Raw genomic sequence first — 16,935 nt, forward strand, 5'->3', positions numbered from 1 at the left:
GAGACTTGAGCTATTCAAACCGTCCTCGCGTGCCATTGGCAAGCGCAACGAGGGACAGCATGACCGGGACTTCAACCAGCACACCCACAACGGTGGCCAGGGCCGCGCCGGAATTGAGGCCAAAGAGGCTGATCGCCACTGCAACTGCTAGCTCAAAGAAGTTCGAGGTGCCGATCAGGGCGCAGGGCGCGGCAATCCTGTGGGGAACCCGCAACGCCCAGGCTGCGGTATAGGCCAGAACGAAGATGCCATAGGACTGAATCAGGATCGGGACCGCAATCAGCGCGATCACTTGTGGCCTATCGAGGATTACTTGTCCCTGAAGACCGAACAGGATCACAACCGTTGCGATGAGTCCGATGATCGACCACGGCTTGATTTTTCCGCGGAAGATCGCGATGCGCTCGGCACTCCCCAGTCGCCTCCGCGTCAAGACGCCGGCCACCAACGGGAGGGCAACAAACAGGCCTGCGGACAGAACAAGCGTTCCCCATGGCACCTCAATGTCCGTAACCCCAAGCAGAAATGCAACGATCGGCGCGAAGGCGAAGACCATGACAACATCGTTCACCGAGACCTGGAGCAGCGTGTAACTCTCGTCGCCTCGGGTCAGTTGCGACCAGACGAACACCATGGCCGTGCAGGGCGCCGCACCGAGCAAGATCAGCCCCGCGATGTATTGCTGCGCATCCTCGTCCGCAATGAAGTCCGAAAACACAGACCGGAAAAACAGCACTCCGAGCGCAGCCATCGTAAATGGCTTGATCAGCCAGTTGACCACCAAGGTAATCGCAAGCCCCTTTGGCTCCTTCACCACGTTTTTCAGGCTGCGAGGATCGACGCCGACCATCATCGGGTAGACCATCGCCCAGATCAGTACCGCGACCACCAGATTGACATTCGCCACCTCGGTGGCCGCAATCACCGTGACCAGTTCGGGCGCTGCACTTCCAAGGATAATGCCGCCAGCCATGGCTAGCGCGATCCAGAAGGAGAGATACCGCTCAAAGATGCTCATTATTAGGGAACTATCGCGTCTGGCATACGAAGTCGAGGCTACCGACGGCACCCTTGGGAATGCTCACGAACGCACCTCTACCCAGTCGGGATTTTGTCATGCGCTCGTATCTGTTTTCGGGTCACCATTGGGACACCACGAATGCCGTGCGAGACATCAAACAGAAGAGGGTTCTAATAACCGGTTGCGCGACAACACGACCTTGCTGTGCCGATTTTGGGAGGGCTCAGTATCTTTTCAGCGGAATCCGCAGGCTGAGCGTCACCACTTGATCGTTAGGCTTGAAGGTCAGCGGCTTGTAGGGCTCTGAAGTGCCGGAACCCGGCAAGGGCGTCGCCCCTCCGTGGGCGGTACCGAAGTAGTAATACTTGTATGCGGCCTCGAGGATCACCGGATGCTGCCCAGGCTTCGTCAGTTGGATCGACGCCCCAAAGCCGATGGCGGCCGCGATCGTCAGATTACTGTCACCTTCGAACGAGCGATCGGTTCGCTCCTCGCCTCCCTCCGCATCGGGATTCGTCCGTGTCCATGTGCTCACCTTGTTATTTGCAAGTCCCAGGCCGGAAAACAGGAAGGGTTGAAACCGGGAGTGGCTGCCTCGCTGTTCGAGTGGCGCGTAATAAACGTTCGCCATGAGCGCTGTCGTACGGACCGTACCCCCAGTGATGTCAGCATGCGGTCCGGGTCCCGGGCTGGTCCAGACACCGTTCAAATCCATGCCTGATCGCCCAAGGAGTTCCAAGTCTGCCCTTAACCCGTTCAGCCAGTCATATCCCGCTGCCACCCCCCAGATTGCGCCCTTGTCATCATCAAGGTCGAAATTCACCCGTGGATCTTTGTCCGGATATCCCGGCGGCAGCCAGTAAGCGTCATGAAGTGATCTCGACGCATAGCCGCCCTCGATACGAAGGTACGGGCCATAGGTCACGCTCGCCACGCCGAAAGATGGAAAGGACGCCGGGCTTGAGGCGTCTTGAGCTATGGCACGACCGGCCTCAACCGTTACGCCGCCGATGACCGCAAGAACCGCCGCGCCTTTCGTCAAAGTGGCTTTCAATGTTGCGTCCTCCCACTCGACTGGTGCCCTAACAGCGCCTCTCAGGGCGCGCTGGCACAGCATTTCACATAGTTTTGGCCACCAGCATCAAGAGGGTCAAGGACCTCTGCACCCTCGAACACGATTTCAGCCGTGACCTTCCGCAATGGCTAGACGTACGGCCTCTGCCTTCGACGCCAAAGTAGTAGCGGCAGCGCCTGTCACAGGGGTCCCAAGGATAGTTGTCACGGCTATCACGGTATCTGCCGTGATCGGTATTCCCTTGTCGGACGCCACGCCGAGAAACACGGCCTGAAGAGTTATCGTATCGTTCGCGACCCCAGGCATCGACAACGAACCATCAAGAGACGCTCGCAGCATCGACAGGTTTTGCAGCGGAGAGTCGATGAAGCTGATTTCCCGGAAACTCGTCCTGAGATCCGTGACGATCATCTCGTAGGATTGATTGTAAAACCCCGACATTTCACTGTCGAATGCCAGCGTGGCGATTGCCTCGACGTAGGCCCGGTCTAACACCCTCGCCGGCGTCCGCACTACGTTCAGGCGACCAAGTTCGACCTCGGGAATACCTTCCTGAGCCCAGACGGGCTTATTTCCCGCCTCTCCAGCGCCCGGGCCTTGGCCACCCGCACCTCCCTGTCCGCCGGCTCCAGCTCCACCCGAGCCGTACTGGTACTTCTTTCCACCTGAGCCACCGGCATGATCGGAATCGTCACCCTCTTCGTGCCCTCCAGCGCCGGGTCCCATACCACCTTCATGTTCTGAATCAGTATGTTCATCATGCACCTCCTCGGCATACGCCATCTGGAGATACGTCCCCCCTGAAGTGACGACACTCCCACCGACACCGATTGCAACAAGCGTTGTCGCAGACAGCCCTATCTTGATCAGTCCACGCTTCAAATGATTGGAGCTCCGCATGATTTCTCTCCCATGTCTGCGAGTGATCTGGTCCCCCATGAGGCCAGTCAATCAGAACCTTCCGTTCAAGAGACATAAGTAACTTGCAGTAGTCCTCCCGGACTTGCGTTGATTTCGCTCAACCACATCCAAGACTACGTGATTTGCCAATACCAAATGTAAATGCACGCACCCGCTCCCGTTCGACCGCTGGAAGAATGGCCTTGATCTGCCCTAGTCACCGCGCCAGACCGCAACATTTACCCAAGCATTCGCAGCTCACATTTGGGTCGCGCAGCGAGTCTTGGCTCCGCAGAGGCGCTCATCTTAAATTGAAGGGGGCTATCCGCCCCCCTCAAGATCTTTTTCGTCTCGGTTCACTCAGTCGTGCTGTCGGCTGGGATAGCGTACTCGTGGATGAACTCGATCACTTCGCGCGCATCATCCGCAGCTTGGGTGAAGTCGGTGATGGTCGCCGTCTCGCTGGCAGTGTACTCACCGGTAAATACGGTGCTGTAGATGTTTACCAGATCCGGCTCCCAGGTCGTGAAGGTTTCGCCTTCGTCCTGCACACCATCCTTGTCAAGGTCCACCCAAGTCTCGCCGCTGGGGACAAGCACAACAACTTCCACGTTGTACGTGTCTTCCCGGTCGTAGGTAAACGCCGAGTAATCAATCACCGATGCGTAGATACCCGTCGGATCAAGCGTGCCGTCGCCATCGTAATCGAAGGTCAGTTCCTCCTGCGCGATGCCGAGGATGTTGTTGATATAAGCCACTTCATCGACCGTGAACGTACCGGTCTTGTCGGTTGCCGCCGCAAGATAAGCCGTCGCTTCACTCAGATCCGTCGCGTCCTGCTCACCATCGGCAAGATAAGCCAAGCTGTCGGGCAGCAGGCTGGTCGTAATGCCCACTTCCTCAAGTTCGGGGTCTTCATCCAGATTCCGAAGCACCACGAGCTCGCCGTCAGTCAACAGAGCCTCGTAGATGGCAAGGTTCTCGAGCGGAGAGTCGATCGTCTTGGTGATTAGTTCACCCGTATCTGCGTCGACATAGGTCACAACAATCCGTCCGGCAGCGTCGAGGGTGATCGACTCCCCAGCAGAGGCATCATCAGCCAAGTTGATCGTCTTGATGGCCTCTTCGAGCTGCCCATCCAGCACGTCCTCGGCCGAACGACCGAGGTTCAGCCGCCCCAGATCGATCGTGACCAAATCATCCAGATATTCCGGATCCACTTCCCCATCGATCAGCGGGATCGGGTTGCCGTCTGCATCCAGCGGCTGAAGATAGCCATCATCCGTCAGGATCGGCACGCCGTTGGCATCCCGCTCCACGACGTAGAGATCCCCGAACAGATCGCCCAGTGTCGGCTCGCCCTCCTCAGGACTACGTCCGCCCTGCTTGCCATCAGGAGGGCCTCCAACCCCGGCAGGTCGCCCGGCACCTTCCTCGGATGCCGGCGCCGCGGTAGCGGGACGCCCCTGCTGGCCTCCACTGTCGCTCGGTTTGGTTTGCTGACCTCCGGTCCCCGCACCCCCAGCTTCGCCGCCGGCACCTGTGCCAGCGCCAGCACCGCCGCGATTATCGCTGCCGCCGCGGTTTTCACCACCGCCAGAACCTTGGCCGGACCCATCCGACCCGCCCGAGCGGTTCTGTTGCGCCAGCACCGCGCCACCCGACGGTGAGATGACAAAATCCGTAACGGTCACACCAACTGCCGCAAGCATTACAACAGTTAGCGCGGTCGTGGACCAGAAAGCTGTTTTCTTGAGTCGCATGTCGGCCTCCCCTCAGCACATGTTTCGATTATGCGAATAGCTGAATTTGATCCGCTGCGCCTTGACGCGCATCAATCTGGCTCCGGGCACGTGAAAAATTAGGTTCCCGGGTGCTGGCAGACTAATTCGAACCAATCTCCACTTGGGCAGTTGAAGTGCCCCCACTGAAGTAGTCCACCAACTGGGATAGATTTATCCTGTGGCGTGCCCCTATCGGGTGGTCCGGTTTGAGTGTTAGTACGTCATAGGCCTTTGGTCGATCGGGACGATGCTGTTCGGCGCAGGCGGGCGATAACCCAATGAGCTGTGCGGCCTGACTGTGTTGTAGTGAACGCGCCATCGCTCGATCAGGATCTGGGCCTCGCGCAGAGTGTAGAAGATTTCGCCGTTGATCTTTACGAATATCTCGTCGAGTTGCCATCTCCGGTGGCTCTATCTCGTCCCCTCGACACGGTGCTTCCGGATCTCCGAGGCGAACATCGGCCCAAACCGATGCCACCGAAATCGGACCGTCTCATGGCAGATGTCGACGCCTCGCTCGTGAAGCAGAACTTCGACATTCCGGAGCGATAGAGAGAAGCAGACATATAGCATCACCGGTAAGCGGATGGTCTCGGGGCTCCTCTTGAAATAGCGAAGGGCGAACATTCCGTCATCCAGAAAGGCTAGGTGCCGGCCCTGCCCACCTAAAGCCAGGTTCTTGTGACAGCGCCCAGCCTTTCACACCTACCACCAGGTTTTGCCGGCTCCCGCAGTTCTGTTACAGGCCCTACGGGCCGACTCAGCCCATCTCCAGCAGCCGCTGCAGCACATCCGCTCGTCTCAGCATTCCAACGAACTGGTCGCCGTCAAGCACCGGAAACAGATGGAACGAATGGGTAATGAACGCCTCGGCCGCGTCGGTGATGTCGGCCGAAATCGAGAGGGTCACGAGCTTGGCGGTCATGAAGTCCTCCACCGTCCCCTTCCACTCCTGATAGTAGCTAGCATTGAGCGTGGGCCGAAAGCAGTCCTTCTGGCTCAGAATGCCCTTCAAAGCACCGCTGTCATCGATCACCGCAGCCGCGGCAGCGCGCTTTTGCACCAGTATCGCAACCGCGCGACGGATCGGCATATCGGGCCGCAGCACTGGCATATCCCGAGCCACCAGCAAATCCAGAGTCTCGTGCTCGCTCATGTCCGATCCTCCTGTGAGCGGCGATGCGGGCAGCCTTCGCAGGCAACATCCTTGAGACAGGCCATGCCGCCACACGATCCCTTGGCCGGTCCGCGCCCGAAGGCCATCCCGAGCGCAAGCCCCCCCACGGCAAGAAGAACGATGCCAAGCCCCAAGAGGAGCGCCATGGTTTTCCCCTCACATCATCAGGCGGTCGAAACCGCCGGTGGTTTCCGCGCGAAGCCCCTCCCCCGTATCGACGAGGAACAGCGTGGCGATATCATTTGAGCGGGCGATATCCGGCCCGTTTGCCCCCGCCGCCACCAGCGCCGTCGCCCAGCCGTCCGCCCTCATCGCCGAGCGGTCGAGCACCGAGACCGAAGCGATGGCACCTTCGGTCGGGCGCGCGGTATGCGGGTCGATAATATGCCCATAGCGGTGGCCCCCCAAGCCGTAGCTTTGTGCGCGCAGCCCCGAGGTCGCCACCGCCAACCCCGACGGCAGCCGCAACCCTGCGGCGGCCCCGTCCGAGTTCAGGCGCGGATCCTCGATTGCAACGTGCCACTCGCGACCGGCCGGATGGCTACCCGCACTCTTCAGCTCACCGCCGAGGTCAATAAGGAAATCCGCATAGCCCGCCTCGAGCAGGTGCCCGGCCATCAGGTCAAGCGCGTAGCCCTTGGCGATACCGCACAGATCCATGGTCAATCCCGGATCGTCCTTGGTCAGGTCAACCGCCCCCGCACTCAGCCCCTGCCAATGCCCCGCACCCGATCCGGAGATGCGACCGAAGCCCCATTGCGCCACAAGCGGCCCGACCGTCGGATCGAAGGCCCCGCCACTGCGCTGCGCAATATCGAGGGCGGCACGTGCGACCCGCGCCACCGCGGGCGAGACCGCCGTTTCGCGGTGTGCGGCATTGAAACGCGAGAGCTCGCTATCCGCGCGCCAAGGCGACATTTGCCGGTCGACCTGGGCCAGCAAATGCTCAAGCCCGGCGCGATGACGCTCCCCCACGGACCCGGCAGCCAGCGTAACGCGCCAGTGACTTGCGAAAGCTCTGCCCTCAAGGGTTTCGACCGGGCTCGCCCCGGTCAGGAGCGCCGGAGCCTGCGCCCGGGCAGAACCTGCGCAGAGTGCGGCCCCGGCAAGCGCGATCAACTGGCGTCGGGTCGGACGGATCGGCATAGCTTAACCTCCAAAATCGTCGTTGTGGATCGACTGCGGCTCGACGCCCAGCTTGGCAAGCGTGTGGAGCACGGCGGAAATCATCACCGGCGGGCCGCAAAGATAATATTCGCAATCCTCGGGCACGGGATGGCGCGACAGGGCCGAGCGGACGGTATCGTGAATGAAGCCCGTTGCCCCCTTCCAGCGATCGCCCGGTGCCGGATCGGACAGCGCCGGGGTCCATTCGAAATTCGGGTGGTTCGCCGCGATCATCTCGAACTCATCGACATAGAACAGATCGGCGGCCGAGCGCGCGCCGTAGAAGTAGCGCATCGGCCGGTTGTGGCCTAGCGCGATCTGTTCGTGGATCATCGCCCGCAGCGGCGCCATACCGACGCCGCCCCCGATGAAGATCATCTCGCGATCTGAGGGCTCGACATGGAATTCACCGAAGGGACCCGAGGCCTCGACCAGGTCGCCGGGCTCGAGCGAGAAGAGCCAGGAGGACACGATCCCCGGCGGTATGTCATGCTCATGCCCCGCGGGCGGAACGGCAAGCCGGATGTTGAAAACGACACGCCCGAAATCCTCGGGCCGATTTGCGATGGAATAGGCGCGGGTCACTGTCTCGGTCGAGAACGAGCGCATCTGCGGCCAGTCCGCCAGCTGCCAGATCTCGCGAAAGGCAGGCGCGACCTCGATCTCTTGGAAATCGAGATCGTAGGGCGGCGCTGTAAGTTGCAGAAAACCGCCTGCGCGGAAGGCGAAGGGTTGGCCCTTCGGCAGTTTCAGCACCAGTTCGCGGATCAGCGGCGCCATCTGTCGGTTGGAGACGACGGAGCAGGTGAAACCGGTCGCGCCAAGAAACTCCTGCGGCACGTCCACCGAACAGGGACCACGCAGCGCCGTCTGACAGGCCAGCCGCACATGGGCCTTGCGTTCGGCGGCCGACAGTATGCCCTTCTCGGTCGCCTGTGGCGTGCCCGCCCCCTCGCCCTCGACGACAACCCGGCAGAGCCCGCAGGTGCCTGACCCGCCGCAGGCCGCCGGAATGCCGATCCCCGCGCCATGCAGCACCCCGAGCAGCCGGTCGCCGCGCGCGGCCTCGATCCGCTCGGTGCCGTTGACCGTGACCGTCATCGTCTCGGCCGGGATCAGCCGGCGCCGGGTCACCAGCAAGACGAAGGTCAGAACGACGACCAGCACGACAACGATGAGCGTGCCCAGAGTGATCTCGGTCATGACGCCACCATCTGCGCGAAAGCCGAGAAGCCGAGCGACATCATTCCCGCCAGAATGAAGGTGATCCCAAGCCCGCGCAGTCCCTGCGGCAGATCGGCATAGCTCAGCCGGGCGCGGATCGCACTCAGCATCACGACCGCAACCGCAAAGCCAAATCCCGCGCCAAGCCCGAAGACCGCAGATTCCGCAAGATCATAGCTGCGATCGACCATGAACAGGCTGCCGCCGAGGATCGCGCATTGCACGGTCAAGAGCGGCAGGAACACCCCGAACGAGGCGTAGATCGCCGGAAAGAACCGGTCGAGCACCATCTCCAGCAACTGCACGGTCGCCGCGATTACCCCGATGAAGGCGATCAGCTTTAGATAGGACAGATCCGTCTGCGGCAGCCCCGCCCAAGCCCAGGCGCCGGGCGCCAGAACCGCTTTGTAGATCATGTGATTGAGGGGCACCGTCACGCCCATGACCGCAACCATAGCGATGCCCAGGCCCAGGGCCGAGCCCGTCTTTCGCGACAGGGCGATGAAGGTGCAGAGCCCGAGAAAAAAGGTCAGCGGCATGTTCTCGACAAAGGCCGCGCGCAGGAAGAGGGACCAGAGCTCGCTCATGCGGAAGCCTCCGGATCATCGGGTGAGTGGTACTCAAGTTCCTCGACCTGCTCGGGCAGGACGCTGCGGATCGCCCAGACGAGCCCACCGAGGAGGAAGAAGGCCGAGGGCGCCATCAGCATCAGGTTGAGCGGCGTGAACCAGCCGCCCTGCTCCACCGTCGGCAGCACCTGCCATCCCAGAAGCGAACCCGCGCCGAACAACTCGCGGATCGCGCCGATCACCGTCAGCACGAGCGAGTAGCCCAGCCCGTTGCCCAAGGCATCGACCATCGAGCGCAGCGGAGGGTTGTGGCGCGAGAAGGACTCCGTCCGCCCCAGCACCAGGCAGTTGGTGGTGATCAGGCTGACGAAAACTGAGAGCTTCTGACTGATCTCGAACAGATAGGCCTGCAGGATTTGGTCGATCACGATCACCAGAGAGGCCACGATCACGATCTGGACGATCAAGCGGATCGTGTCGGGGATGTGCCGCCGGATCACGCTGATCAGCCCCGCCGACATCACCAGCACCGCCGTCAGCGCCGCGCACATCGTCAGCGCCGTCTGCATCGAGGTCGTGACCGCCAGCGCCGAGCAGAGGCCGAGGATCTGCAAGGTCACCGGGTTTTGGCGGATGAGGGGCGCGATCAGGATGCTGCGCAGGCTCGGAGTTGCGGACACGGCTCAGAACTCCCCGCGCTGGATGGCGTCGATCAGGGGGCCGTAGCCGTCGGGCCCGAGCCAGAAGCGCATGATGCGCGTCATCGCATTCGAGGTGCGCGTGGCGCCGGTGATCCCGTCGACCTCGTAATCACTGCTCGCGCCCCTTCTCGCGACAGCAAAGCGCACCGCCCCGCTTGCATCCGCGACCTGCTTGCCGGGGAACTGTGCAAGCCAGGCGGGTTCCTCGACACGGCCGCCAAGGCCGGGAGTTTCGGACTGGCCAGTGATGGCGAGACCGGCGATGGTGTTCATGTCGGCGCGCAGCGCGACGATCGCATTGATCGGGCCGTTGTAGCCCGCCCCGCTGACCGGCAGCAGCACGAGAGAGAGATCGCCCGCGACGTTGCGCAGGAAATAGACCTGCGCATACTTCGGACGTTGCCCGAGCCCGGCAAGATCCTGCGCCGCGCTCAGCGCCGTCCAGTTTGCCGGATCCTCGAGCGCGGAGGCGAGCGTCGCGGGCGTCACATTGGAGGCGGCACCGCGGTTCAGTTCGACCACCACCGTCGAGAGCGTGCCGCCGTCCTGCGCCAACAGATGGGACATGCCCGGAACGCCCGAGATCAACGCCTCAAGCCGCGCCTGTTGCTCCGCCGCGCGGTTGGCCGTCTGGATCGGGCGCAAGATCACCGTGGCGCCGGTGACCATGAGCGTGCAGACAAGCGCGACCAGAAAGGCCATCGCCAGCGTCTTGGTCCGGCTTTCGTTGGGCAAGGCCAGAAGTCTGCGCCACGCAGTCACCGGGTTCAGATCAGCCATGGCGTTTTCTCCTGCGTGCGGTCCAGAGCGCAATTGCGGTCTCGTCGAGAAGCGGGGCGGCGAGTGAGGCCAGAAGCGCCGCCGACACCGCGACATGCATCGGCGCGGCGCCCTGCCAGCCGGTGGCGAAAAGTACGACAAGCGCCCCGAAAAGCGCGCCGTTTAGCCAGCCGCCAAGCCGGGTCGAGGCGCTGGCGACCGGGTCGGACACGAGCAGTGCCAGAACGATCCCTGCGGCGGGAAAGATCGTGGACAGCGACGCATCGGCGATCAACGCACCACCCAGAACCGCCAGCGCGCCGAGGATCAGGCGCGCGGACATGACGCCAAAGATGACCCCCATCGCCAGCGCGGGCAGCGCAGCCCAGGCGACAGGCGGCACTAAATCGGGCCAAGGCGCGGCGGAAAAGCTGAACCCCAGAAACGCGAGCGTCACCGTCGCCGGGTTCAGCACATTGCGCCCCCAGCCCCCGAACACCAGTTCGCCCATGACCGAGCCGAAGCTGATCCCGAGGAGCAGCTGTAACAGGCTCAGGTCCTGCGGCGCGAGCATCGCCACAGCTACGCCGGTCAAGGCCCCGGCAAAGGACGGCGGCTGCGCACGGGCCAGCATGAAGATCATGTGCCAGAGCCCCGAGACGAGCAGCGTCAAGATCAGCCGCCCGAGCGCCTCGACCCCGCCGAACCAGAGCCAGGCCAGCGTCATCGGCATCATCGCGAGCAGGAGCAGAAGCGCGACCATCTCGCGGTCCCAAAGACCCCGCCTCATGCCGCATCCTCCTCTTGCGCGATCCGGTCGAGCAGCGCCCGCAACTGATTTGCGAGCCGCGGGCGCGCGCCAGTCGCATAATCGGCCAGCGCCAGATCCTCTTCGACGAGCGACAGCCCCCCAAGACGCGTGAATGTCTCGGCGTCGCCCGCAGCCAACGCCCGAACCAGCGCGGCGGCGGGAAGCGCACTGCCCCCCAACGACTGTTCGAGGGCCGCGGTCGGAATGATCGGCGCTTTATGAGCCGCACGCTCCAGCGCAGCGCGGAACCAGTGTCGCGCCCGGGGCGAAGGAGCACGGTCCAGAACCGCGACCTGACGATCCCGGGGCCCGAGCCAATGCGCCGGACGACCGTCGAGAAACGAACCGGCCAGCACGTCATGCGGCCCCGGCCGGACATATGGCTGCGTCAGGCCCCTAAGATCGGCCCCCGGTTGGCACCGCACGAGCCTTGGCTCGCGTAACGCGGTGCCCGAGAGCGCGACCACCCGCGTCGGATGGAGATAACCGCTCGCCAGCACGCGTCCCAGATCGGCGACATCCTCGACCGCAATGTCCCAGACCGGCGCCCCGATCCGCGCGGGGCACTGGCGATGGATCTGAAACCCGGCAAGCCCCTGAGGATGGCGCGGGCTGGATTGCAGGCGCGTGACGCCGGTCGGGATCGCACCGTGATAATGCAGCGCGCGCGCCTCGACGAAATAGACAGGGGCATCGACAAACCGCGTGAGCGCGGCCAACCCGCGCTCCAGATCGTCTTCGCGGCCGATGACGGCCAGATCCGGCCGCGCCGCCCCAGGTCGGCTGTCGACGGCCATCACGAAAATGGCCGACGGATTTTCCTCGGGGCGCGGCATGCGTCCGAAGGGGCGGCTGCGAAACGCCCGCCACAGGCCGCTCTCTTGCAAAAGCGCGCGCAGGGCATCCGAGGAACCCTGCGAATGGGGGATGTCGAAGCGGTGCCGGTCCCCCTCCGGGTCGTGGAACAGTACAAGTTGCTTGAGCCGGCGCCCCGGGGCCAGGTCGATACGGGCGACCCGCCCCGCCATCGGGGCCACGAGCGCAATGCCCGGCGCCCGCCGCAACCGCATCAGGGGCTGTCCTTGGGCGACACGCGCATTCTCCTCCACAAGCAGTTGGACGCGCAGCTCTTCGCCATGCTCTGGAACCAGCGCAGCCTCGTCGGTCAAGCAAACGGGTGGATCAGCCTGCGCCGGCGGCAGACCTGATTGCGGCAAATTCAGCCCCGCAGATAAGCGAGATCCGAACATCTCAACTCCGTCATTCACAATCGCGACCCGAACCGGCCCGGGGACAATCATTGCAGGAAACGTCCAATCCGGATAGCATGTAATCGCGCTGACAGGTGCCCACCACGACAGGAGGCGACCAGGCATGGCTTTGGAACTAAAAGGTTTTTTTAAGATATTTCTTTTCGCAATGCTCGTCGCGGCCTTGCCGGGGCTGTCCCGCGCACAGGGCACGACAGACAGCTCTTCGCCAGAAATCGACGCAATCGCGAAGGATCTCGAGCTCTTCGTGATGCCCCAATCCGGGCCATTCCAGCCCGATCAGATCAAGATCGAAAACCAGGTTGCCATCGGAAACTGGGCCCGTTCGGGGCATTCGGACGCGTCCTCCGAGGCCTTCGCCCATTGGAACGAGGCGGGTGAAATTCCGCCCGCCTGCTCGGTCTGTCATTCCGGGGCAGGTTTTCGCGCCTTCCACGGTCTGGATGGCTCGGCGCCAGGCGTGCCGACGGCTCCCGTTGCGACCGGAGGGGTCGTCGACTGTGCGACCTGCCACAATCCCGGCCTGGCGCAGATCCGGGAAATCCGCTTTCCAAGCGGCGTCATGCACCCGGTCGCATCGACCGCTGAAACGTCTTGCATGACCTGCCACCAGGGGCGGGCGTCAGGCGCGCAGATCAACAAAGCGGTGGCCTCGCTCGTGGCGGATCAACCCGATGCACAACTGAGCTTCATCAACCCGCACTACGCGGTGGCCGCGGCCACATGGCTCGGCGGCTATGCGGGTGGCGGCTATCACTACCCCGGCCGCAGCTATTCGGGGCGTTTCTTCCACGCCCGCCCGGTGACAACCTGCGTCTCATGTCACGAACCGCACAGCCTCAAGGTCGCGGAACAGACCTGTCTGACCTGCCACGAGAATGGCACCCCCGAGAATATCCGGCTGTCGCGCCAGAGCTATGACGGCAGCGGCAATCTTGAAAAAGGGATCAAGGCGGACATCGCGGCAAATGCCGAACGGTTGCTCGGGCTTATCATCGACTACGCCAGCACGGTGGCGGCCACACCGATGGTGTTTGACGGCCGCAAGCACCCCTACTTCTTCGCAGACGCGAATGGCGATGGGCGCGTGGATGAGGCGGACGGCAAGAGCGTTGCCTACAACGCCTGGACCCCGCGCCTACTTCAGGCGGCCTACAACTGGAAATTCGTCACCACGGATGCCGGCGCATTCGCGCACAATCCGCATTACGCCCTCGAGCTACTCTACGATTCCACCGAAGATCTTGCCGGAGCGCTCGGGAAGGATTTCGGATCTTGGAACCTCGCGCGCTAGGAAGGGCATTGCCAAGTTGTTTTCGGGTGGGCGTTGTTGCAGAGCTCTTGCCATGAAGGATTCATAGCACGAATCCATGCGGTTAGACCGGCGGCATGAGCAAGCCCAAGCCCGCCCGCCACCGCACGACGAACTGGTCCACCTACAGCGCAGCGCTCAGTAAGCGCGGTTCATTGCTGATCTAGCTGAACAAGGAGATGGCCTGGCACGCGCCGCATGAGGGACGTCCGGGGCCCGCCGGTTTTCTCGGACGCGGCGATCCAGTTCTGCCTATCGATCAAGGTGCTGTTCAAGCTGCCGCTCAGGCAGAGAGCTAGAATGATTGCGAGCCTCCTGCGTCTGGCCGGGCTGGATTGGCCGGTTCCAGACTACTCCACGCTATGCCGCAGGCAAAAGACCCTGAAGGTTCAAATCCCTTATCGCCGCACCGACGGGCCACCGAGCCTTCTGGTGGACAGCACAGGCATCAAGTTCCACGGCGACGGGGAATGGCAGGCCCGCAAGTATGGAGTTCAGGGACGTCGCCAATGGCGCAAGGTGCATCTGGCCATGGATACGGCCACTTCGGACATCCGTGCTGTCGAGTTTACCGCCAGCCGGGAAGGCGATAGCCCTTTCCTGCCAAACCTGCTCGACCAGATCCCCCAAGGCGAGGACATCCGCACCGTGACCGCAGATGGCGCCTACGACACCCGCCGCTGCTATAGCGCCATAATCGCACGCTGCGACGCGGCAATCATCCCGATCCGGAAGAATGGTCGCCCGTGGAAAGAGGGGTGTCCAGCCGCTCAGGCACGCAACTAAACCCTCCGCGCAACGCGATGCTACGGCCGAGCATTCTGGAAGCGGTGGACCGGATACCATGCCCGCAGCCGCGGCGAAGCGAAGATGCGGTACCTCAAGTCCTTCGGCGAGCGTATCGCCGCAAGAGACCCGTAACGCCAAACCGCCGAAATCCACAGCCGCGTCGCACTCATCAACCGCTTCAATGCCCTCGGCACCGCCGAGATCGTCCGCGTCGCCTGAACCTCAAGGGGAAAGGGGCACTCACGCCTCAAGCCGCCGTTCTGCAACAATGCCCAGCAGCAGCAATCGGCGTTACCAGCCACTCGATCTCGCTCAGGGCACGCCGCATAGCGCAGGAAGCGACCATTGCGCTAGGCGCTCTACGACCGATCGAGGGCGAGATCGGGATGTCTAAAGCACTGCGACGATTGCCCCTCCAGACCGGACCCCGAAAATTTCGCGCCATGCCCGACCAGTTTCTCCCTTCCGCCCGTAAGCACGCGCTTATAGTCGCCGATTTCAGCGATCCGCGCATCGACGGGACGGCTTTATGCGCCCATCCCTGCCCCAGCCAACACGGCTTGTCCGAAGGTCTAGACCGACCGGGCCAACCTCAATAATGGAGTATCCGATGAAGAAAACCCTTCTGGCCACCGCGCTGATCCTCTCGCCCGTTGCTGCGCTGGCGATGCCCGCCGTAGGCGATGTCGTGGGCAGCAATCCCGCTGATGTTTCCGCCGCGCTTGCCGCCAAGGGCTGCACCGTTTCCGACTTCGAGGTCGAGGATGGTAAGGTCGAGGCGGTCTGCACCGATGCGGCCAAGGCGGTCTGGGAAGTAGTGATCGACCCGGCCTCGGGCGCCGTCACCGAGATCAAGGAAAAAGACTGATGCCGGGGCCGCTTGACCGCATGAAAGCGGGTCTCGCGGCGCGGCCGGCGGGGGGCTCCGTCTCCCCCGCCACCGGCCTTGCCCTGCCGCCCGTCTGGGATCCGCTGATCCGGCTCACCCATTGGAGCGTTGCAGTGGCGGTGCTGGCAAACGGGCTCTTCACCAAGGCCGGGGGCGCGCTACATGTCGGGCTTGGCTGGGCCGTGCTCGCCCTCCTTGTTCTGCGGTTCGGTTGGGGGCTCCTCGGCCCGATCGAGGCGCGCTTTTCTGCCTTCCCGCCCGCGCCGCGCGCTGCACTCGCGCATCTGCACGGGCTGGCCCGACGGCATCCGGTGCGCGAACACCCCTCGCACAATCCTGCGGGCGCGATGATGGTCTATGCACTCTGGGGCGGGCTTTTGGTCATTTGCCTCACCGGGCTCTGGCTTACCGATGCCCGCTCCCCGATGCAGATTGCCGCGGATCAGGCGGCGGTGCTCTCGGGTGACTGGTCGGCGCTTGCGCAAACCGCCGCTGCGGGCGAGACTGGCGCCTCGGGCGAGATCAAAAAGGCGGTGAAAACCGTGCATGAGCTGATGGCAAACCTGATCCTGATCTTCGCGGCCGAGCATGTGGCTGGCGTGGCGGTGGAAAGCCGCGCGCTCGGGCGTAACTTGGTGCGACCGATGCTCTGGCAACGCCGGACTAAGCGGGGCCCGGAGGCATGAGGCTTCCCACGCCCGATGCCGAGCGGCGGCATACCGCGGTTCTTGCCGCAGTGGTGCTTCTGCAAGCGGTCGCTGTGCTCTTTTTCGTGGGCGATGCGGCGTCCGACATCCTGCACGACGGGCTGGGGCCAGAGACCCTATTTGAGGGCTTCATCGCTTTCGCGCTCAGTTCGGGCGTGGCGGCGGGGGGCTGGCAATTGCGCCGCGCTCTCGAGACGCAGCGGGCTCAGGCGCGCGCGCTTGAGGTCGCGCGGGGCGCGCTTGCCGAGGTGATCGAGGCGCAGTTCTCGCGCTGGGGGCTTACCCCCGCCGAGCGCGACGTTGCGCTTTTCGCTCTCAAGGGGCTCGACGTGGCCGAGATTGCAGAGTTGCGCAGCGCCGCAGCGGGCACTGTGCGCGCGCAGATGGCACGAGTCTATGCGAAGTCGGGCGTCTCGGGGCGGGCCCAATTCGCCGCGCTTTTCGTCGAAGATCTGCTGGGGTGATCCAGGGCTGCCGCTTGGATTGAGACCGGGTGCGACTCGCCTTCAGGCACCGCGCCAGCGGCACCCGCCTCGACTTTCCGCCCACCCCGTGTCAGCGATCTGCAAGCTTGACCCTGTCATCCTCGTCGCCATGGTCCTGCCGCCTCCTTCTGATCGCCTGCCTCTCCCCATCGGGCGCGGATGACCGTTTTTGATTCTGACTGCGACAGTGCCGCAATCTCGCGGGTTTTCCGATCTCTCGTGCGGGGAGCGGCGCGAATCCCAGCGCCGTCGCGGAGGGCGGAGCGCCGCCCGTGAGTTCGCGGCATTGCGTCC

General features: G+C 63.3%; 17 protein-coding genes and 2 pseudogenes. 5 read left to right on the top strand and 14 right to left on the bottom strand.

Translation table 11 applies throughout. The features are described from left to right. Nucleotides 1-10: 10 nt before the first annotated feature. The 14 genes and pseudogenes from arsB to LZA78_RS15605 form a co-directional block, all read right to left on the bottom strand. Nucleotides 11-1,018, bottom strand: coding sequence for an ACR3 family arsenite efflux transporter (gene arsB / locus LZA78_RS15535; RefSeq protein ID WP_233677834.1), 1,008 nt, complete (start codon nucleotides 1,016-1,018; stop codon nucleotides 11-13). A gap of 226 nt (nucleotides 1,019-1,244) precedes the next feature. Continuing rightward, on the bottom strand, nucleotides 1,245-2,075 hold the full coding sequence (locus LZA78_RS15540; protein WP_233677835.1) for an outer membrane protein: 831 nt from the start codon (nucleotides 2,073-2,075) through the stop codon (nucleotides 1,245-1,247). A 126-nt stretch (nucleotides 2,076-2,201) separates the two neighbouring features. Further along, nucleotides 2,202-2,996 carry a hypothetical protein gene (locus LZA78_RS15545; protein WP_233677836.1) on the bottom strand — a complete coding sequence of 265 codons (795 nt, stop codon included), beginning with the start codon at nucleotides 2,994-2,996 and terminating at the stop codon, nucleotides 2,202-2,204. A gap of 356 nt (nucleotides 2,997-3,352) precedes the next feature. Beyond that, nucleotides 3,353-4,759: a hypothetical protein gene (locus LZA78_RS15550; protein WP_233677837.1), complete on the bottom strand. Its 1,407-nt coding sequence runs from the start codon at nucleotides 4,757-4,759 to the stop codon at nucleotides 3,353-3,355. A 234-nt stretch (nucleotides 4,760-4,993) separates the two neighbouring features. Further along, nucleotides 4,994-5,152 (bottom strand): annotated as a pseudogene (locus LZA78_RS15555) (integrase core domain-containing protein); the annotation flags it as partial. Nucleotides 5,153-5,540: 388 nt separating this feature from the next. Next, nucleotides 5,541-5,936 carry a CBS domain-containing protein gene (locus tag LZA78_RS15565; protein ID WP_233677838.1) on the bottom strand — a complete coding sequence of 132 codons (396 nt, stop codon included), beginning with the start codon at nucleotides 5,934-5,936 and terminating at the stop codon, nucleotides 5,541-5,543. Next, nucleotides 5,933-6,103 (bottom strand): hypothetical protein, encoded by a 171-nt coding sequence (locus tag LZA78_RS15570; protein WP_233677839.1) that lies wholly within the window; start codon nucleotides 6,101-6,103, stop codon nucleotides 5,933-5,935. Before LZA78_RS15570 ends, LZA78_RS15565 begins: the two co-directional genes overlap by 4 nt. A gap of 10 nt (nucleotides 6,104-6,113) precedes the next feature. Continuing rightward, nucleotides 6,114-7,103, bottom strand: a complete 990-nt coding sequence (locus LZA78_RS15575; protein WP_233677840.1) for an FAD:protein FMN transferase — start codon at nucleotides 7,101-7,103, stop codon at nucleotides 6,114-6,116. Between the two features lie 3 nt (nucleotides 7,104-7,106). After that, nucleotides 7,107-8,327 carry an NADH:ubiquinone reductase (Na(+)-transporting) subunit F gene (nqrF, locus tag LZA78_RS15580; protein WP_233677841.1) on the bottom strand — a complete coding sequence of 407 codons (1,221 nt, stop codon included), beginning with the start codon at nucleotides 8,325-8,327 and terminating at the stop codon, nucleotides 7,107-7,109. Continuing rightward, nucleotides 8,324-8,935, bottom strand: coding sequence for an NADH:ubiquinone reductase (Na(+)-transporting) subunit E (nqrE, locus tag LZA78_RS15585; protein WP_233677842.1), 612 nt, complete (start codon nucleotides 8,933-8,935; stop codon nucleotides 8,324-8,326). Before nqrE ends, nqrF begins: the two co-directional genes overlap by 4 nt. Then, a complete protein-coding gene (locus tag LZA78_RS15590; protein WP_233677843.1) occupies nucleotides 8,932-9,597 on the bottom strand; it encodes an NADH:ubiquinone reductase (Na(+)-transporting) subunit D in 666 nt (221 codons plus the stop codon). The genes nqrE and LZA78_RS15590 overlap by 4 nt, the downstream gene beginning before the upstream one ends. 3 nt (nucleotides 9,598-9,600) lie before the next feature. Then, nucleotides 9,601-10,398 carry an FMN-binding protein gene (locus LZA78_RS15595; RefSeq protein WP_233677844.1) on the bottom strand — a complete coding sequence of 266 codons (798 nt, stop codon included), beginning with the start codon at nucleotides 10,396-10,398 and terminating at the stop codon, nucleotides 9,601-9,603. Then, complete coding sequence (locus tag LZA78_RS15600; RefSeq protein WP_233677845.1) at nucleotides 10,391-11,167, bottom strand: RnfABCDGE type electron transport complex subunit D; 777 nt, start codon at nucleotides 11,165-11,167, stop codon at nucleotides 10,391-10,393. The genes LZA78_RS15595 and LZA78_RS15600 overlap by 8 nt, the downstream gene beginning before the upstream one ends. Then, a complete protein-coding gene (locus tag LZA78_RS15605; RefSeq protein ID WP_233677846.1) occupies nucleotides 11,164-12,438 on the bottom strand; it encodes a Na(+)-translocating NADH-quinone reductase subunit A in 1,275 nt (424 codons plus the stop codon). Before LZA78_RS15605 ends, LZA78_RS15600 begins: the two co-directional genes overlap by 4 nt. A gap of 169 nt (nucleotides 12,439-12,607) precedes the next feature. Here LZA78_RS15605 and LZA78_RS15610 point away from each other — a divergent pair, with 169 nt between their 5' ends. The 5 genes and pseudogenes from LZA78_RS15610 (at nucleotide 12,608) to LZA78_RS15630 (ending at nucleotide 16,620) form a co-directional block, all read left to right on the top strand. Next, a complete protein-coding gene (locus LZA78_RS15610; protein WP_233677847.1) occupies nucleotides 12,608-13,753 on the top strand; it encodes a cytochrome c3 family protein in 1,146 nt (381 codons plus the stop codon). 95 nt (nucleotides 13,754-13,848) lie between these two features. Next, a pseudogene (locus tag LZA78_RS15615) lies at nucleotides 13,849-14,779 on the top strand (IS5 family transposase). A gap of 391 nt (nucleotides 14,780-15,170) precedes the next feature. After that, complete coding sequence (locus tag LZA78_RS15620) at nucleotides 15,171-15,428, top strand: PepSY domain-containing protein (RefSeq protein WP_233677848.1); 258 nt, start codon at nucleotides 15,171-15,173, stop codon at nucleotides 15,426-15,428. Further along, entirely contained in the window at nucleotides 15,428-16,135 is a 708-nt protein-coding gene (locus LZA78_RS15625; protein WP_233677849.1) for a cytochrome b/b6 domain-containing protein, read from the top strand. The genes LZA78_RS15620 and LZA78_RS15625 overlap by 1 nt, the downstream gene beginning before the upstream one ends. Further along, on the top strand, nucleotides 16,132-16,620 hold the full coding sequence (locus LZA78_RS15630) for a helix-turn-helix transcriptional regulator (RefSeq protein ID WP_233677850.1): 489 nt from the start codon (nucleotides 16,132-16,134) through the stop codon (nucleotides 16,618-16,620). The genes LZA78_RS15625 and LZA78_RS15630 overlap by 4 nt, the downstream gene beginning before the upstream one ends. Nucleotides 16,621-16,935 lie beyond the last annotated feature (315 nt).

It is taken from the genome of Rhodobacter flavimaris (assembly GCF_021378075.1).
Lineage (GTDB): Bacteria > Pseudomonadota > Alphaproteobacteria > Rhodobacterales > Rhodobacteraceae > Rhodobacter > Rhodobacter flavimaris.

What these genes read in the sequence shown, in the direction of transcription:
- arsB (WP_233677834.1), bottom strand. Translation starts at nt 1,018, where the DNA reads ATGAGCATCTTTGAGCGGTATCTCTCCTTCTGGATCGCGCTAGCCATG.
- LZA78_RS15545 (WP_233677836.1), bottom strand. Translation starts at nt 2,996, where the DNA reads ATGCGGAGCTCCAATCATTTGAAGCGTGGACTGATCAAGATAGGGCTG.
- LZA78_RS15550 (WP_233677837.1), bottom strand. Translation starts at nt 4,759, where the DNA reads ATGCGACTCAAGAAAACAGCTTTCTGGTCCACGACCGCGCTAACTGTT.
- LZA78_RS15565 (WP_233677838.1), bottom strand. Translation starts at nt 5,936, where the DNA reads ATGAGCGAGCACGAGACTCTGGATTTGCTGGTGGCTCGGGATATGCCA.
- LZA78_RS15570 (WP_233677839.1), bottom strand. Translation starts at nt 6,103, where the DNA reads ATGGCGCTCCTCTTGGGGCTTGGCATCGTTCTTCTTGCCGTGGGGGGG.
- LZA78_RS15575 (WP_233677840.1), bottom strand. Translation starts at nt 7,103, where the DNA reads ATGCCGATCCGTCCGACCCGACGCCAGTTGATCGCGCTTGCCGGGGCC.
- nqrF (WP_233677841.1), bottom strand. Translation starts at nt 8,327, where the DNA reads ATGACCGAGATCACTCTGGGCACGCTCATCGTTGTCGTGCTGGTCGTC.
- nqrE (WP_233677842.1), bottom strand. Translation starts at nt 8,935, where the DNA reads ATGAGCGAGCTCTGGTCCCTCTTCCTGCGCGCGGCCTTTGTCGAGAAC.
- LZA78_RS15595 (WP_233677844.1), bottom strand. Translation starts at nt 10,398, where the DNA reads ATGGCTGATCTGAACCCGGTGACTGCGTGGCGCAGACTTCTGGCCTTG.
- LZA78_RS15600 (WP_233677845.1), bottom strand. Translation starts at nt 11,167, where the DNA reads ATGAGGCGGGGTCTTTGGGACCGCGAGATGGTCGCGCTTCTGCTCCTG.
- LZA78_RS15605 (WP_233677846.1), bottom strand. Translation starts at nt 12,438, where the DNA reads ATGTTCGGATCTCGCTTATCTGCGGGGCTGAATTTGCCGCAATCAGGT.
- LZA78_RS15610 (WP_233677847.1), top strand. Translation starts at nt 12,608, where the DNA reads ATGCTCGTCGCGGCCTTGCCGGGGCTGTCCCGCGCACAGGGCACGACA.
- LZA78_RS15620 (WP_233677848.1), top strand. Translation starts at nt 15,171, where the DNA reads ATGAAGAAAACCCTTCTGGCCACCGCGCTGATCCTCTCGCCCGTTGCT.
- LZA78_RS15625 (WP_233677849.1), top strand. Translation starts at nt 15,428, where the DNA reads ATGCCGGGGCCGCTTGACCGCATGAAAGCGGGTCTCGCGGCGCGGCCG.
- LZA78_RS15630 (WP_233677850.1), top strand. Translation starts at nt 16,132, where the DNA reads ATGAGGCTTCCCACGCCCGATGCCGAGCGGCGGCATACCGCGGTTCTT.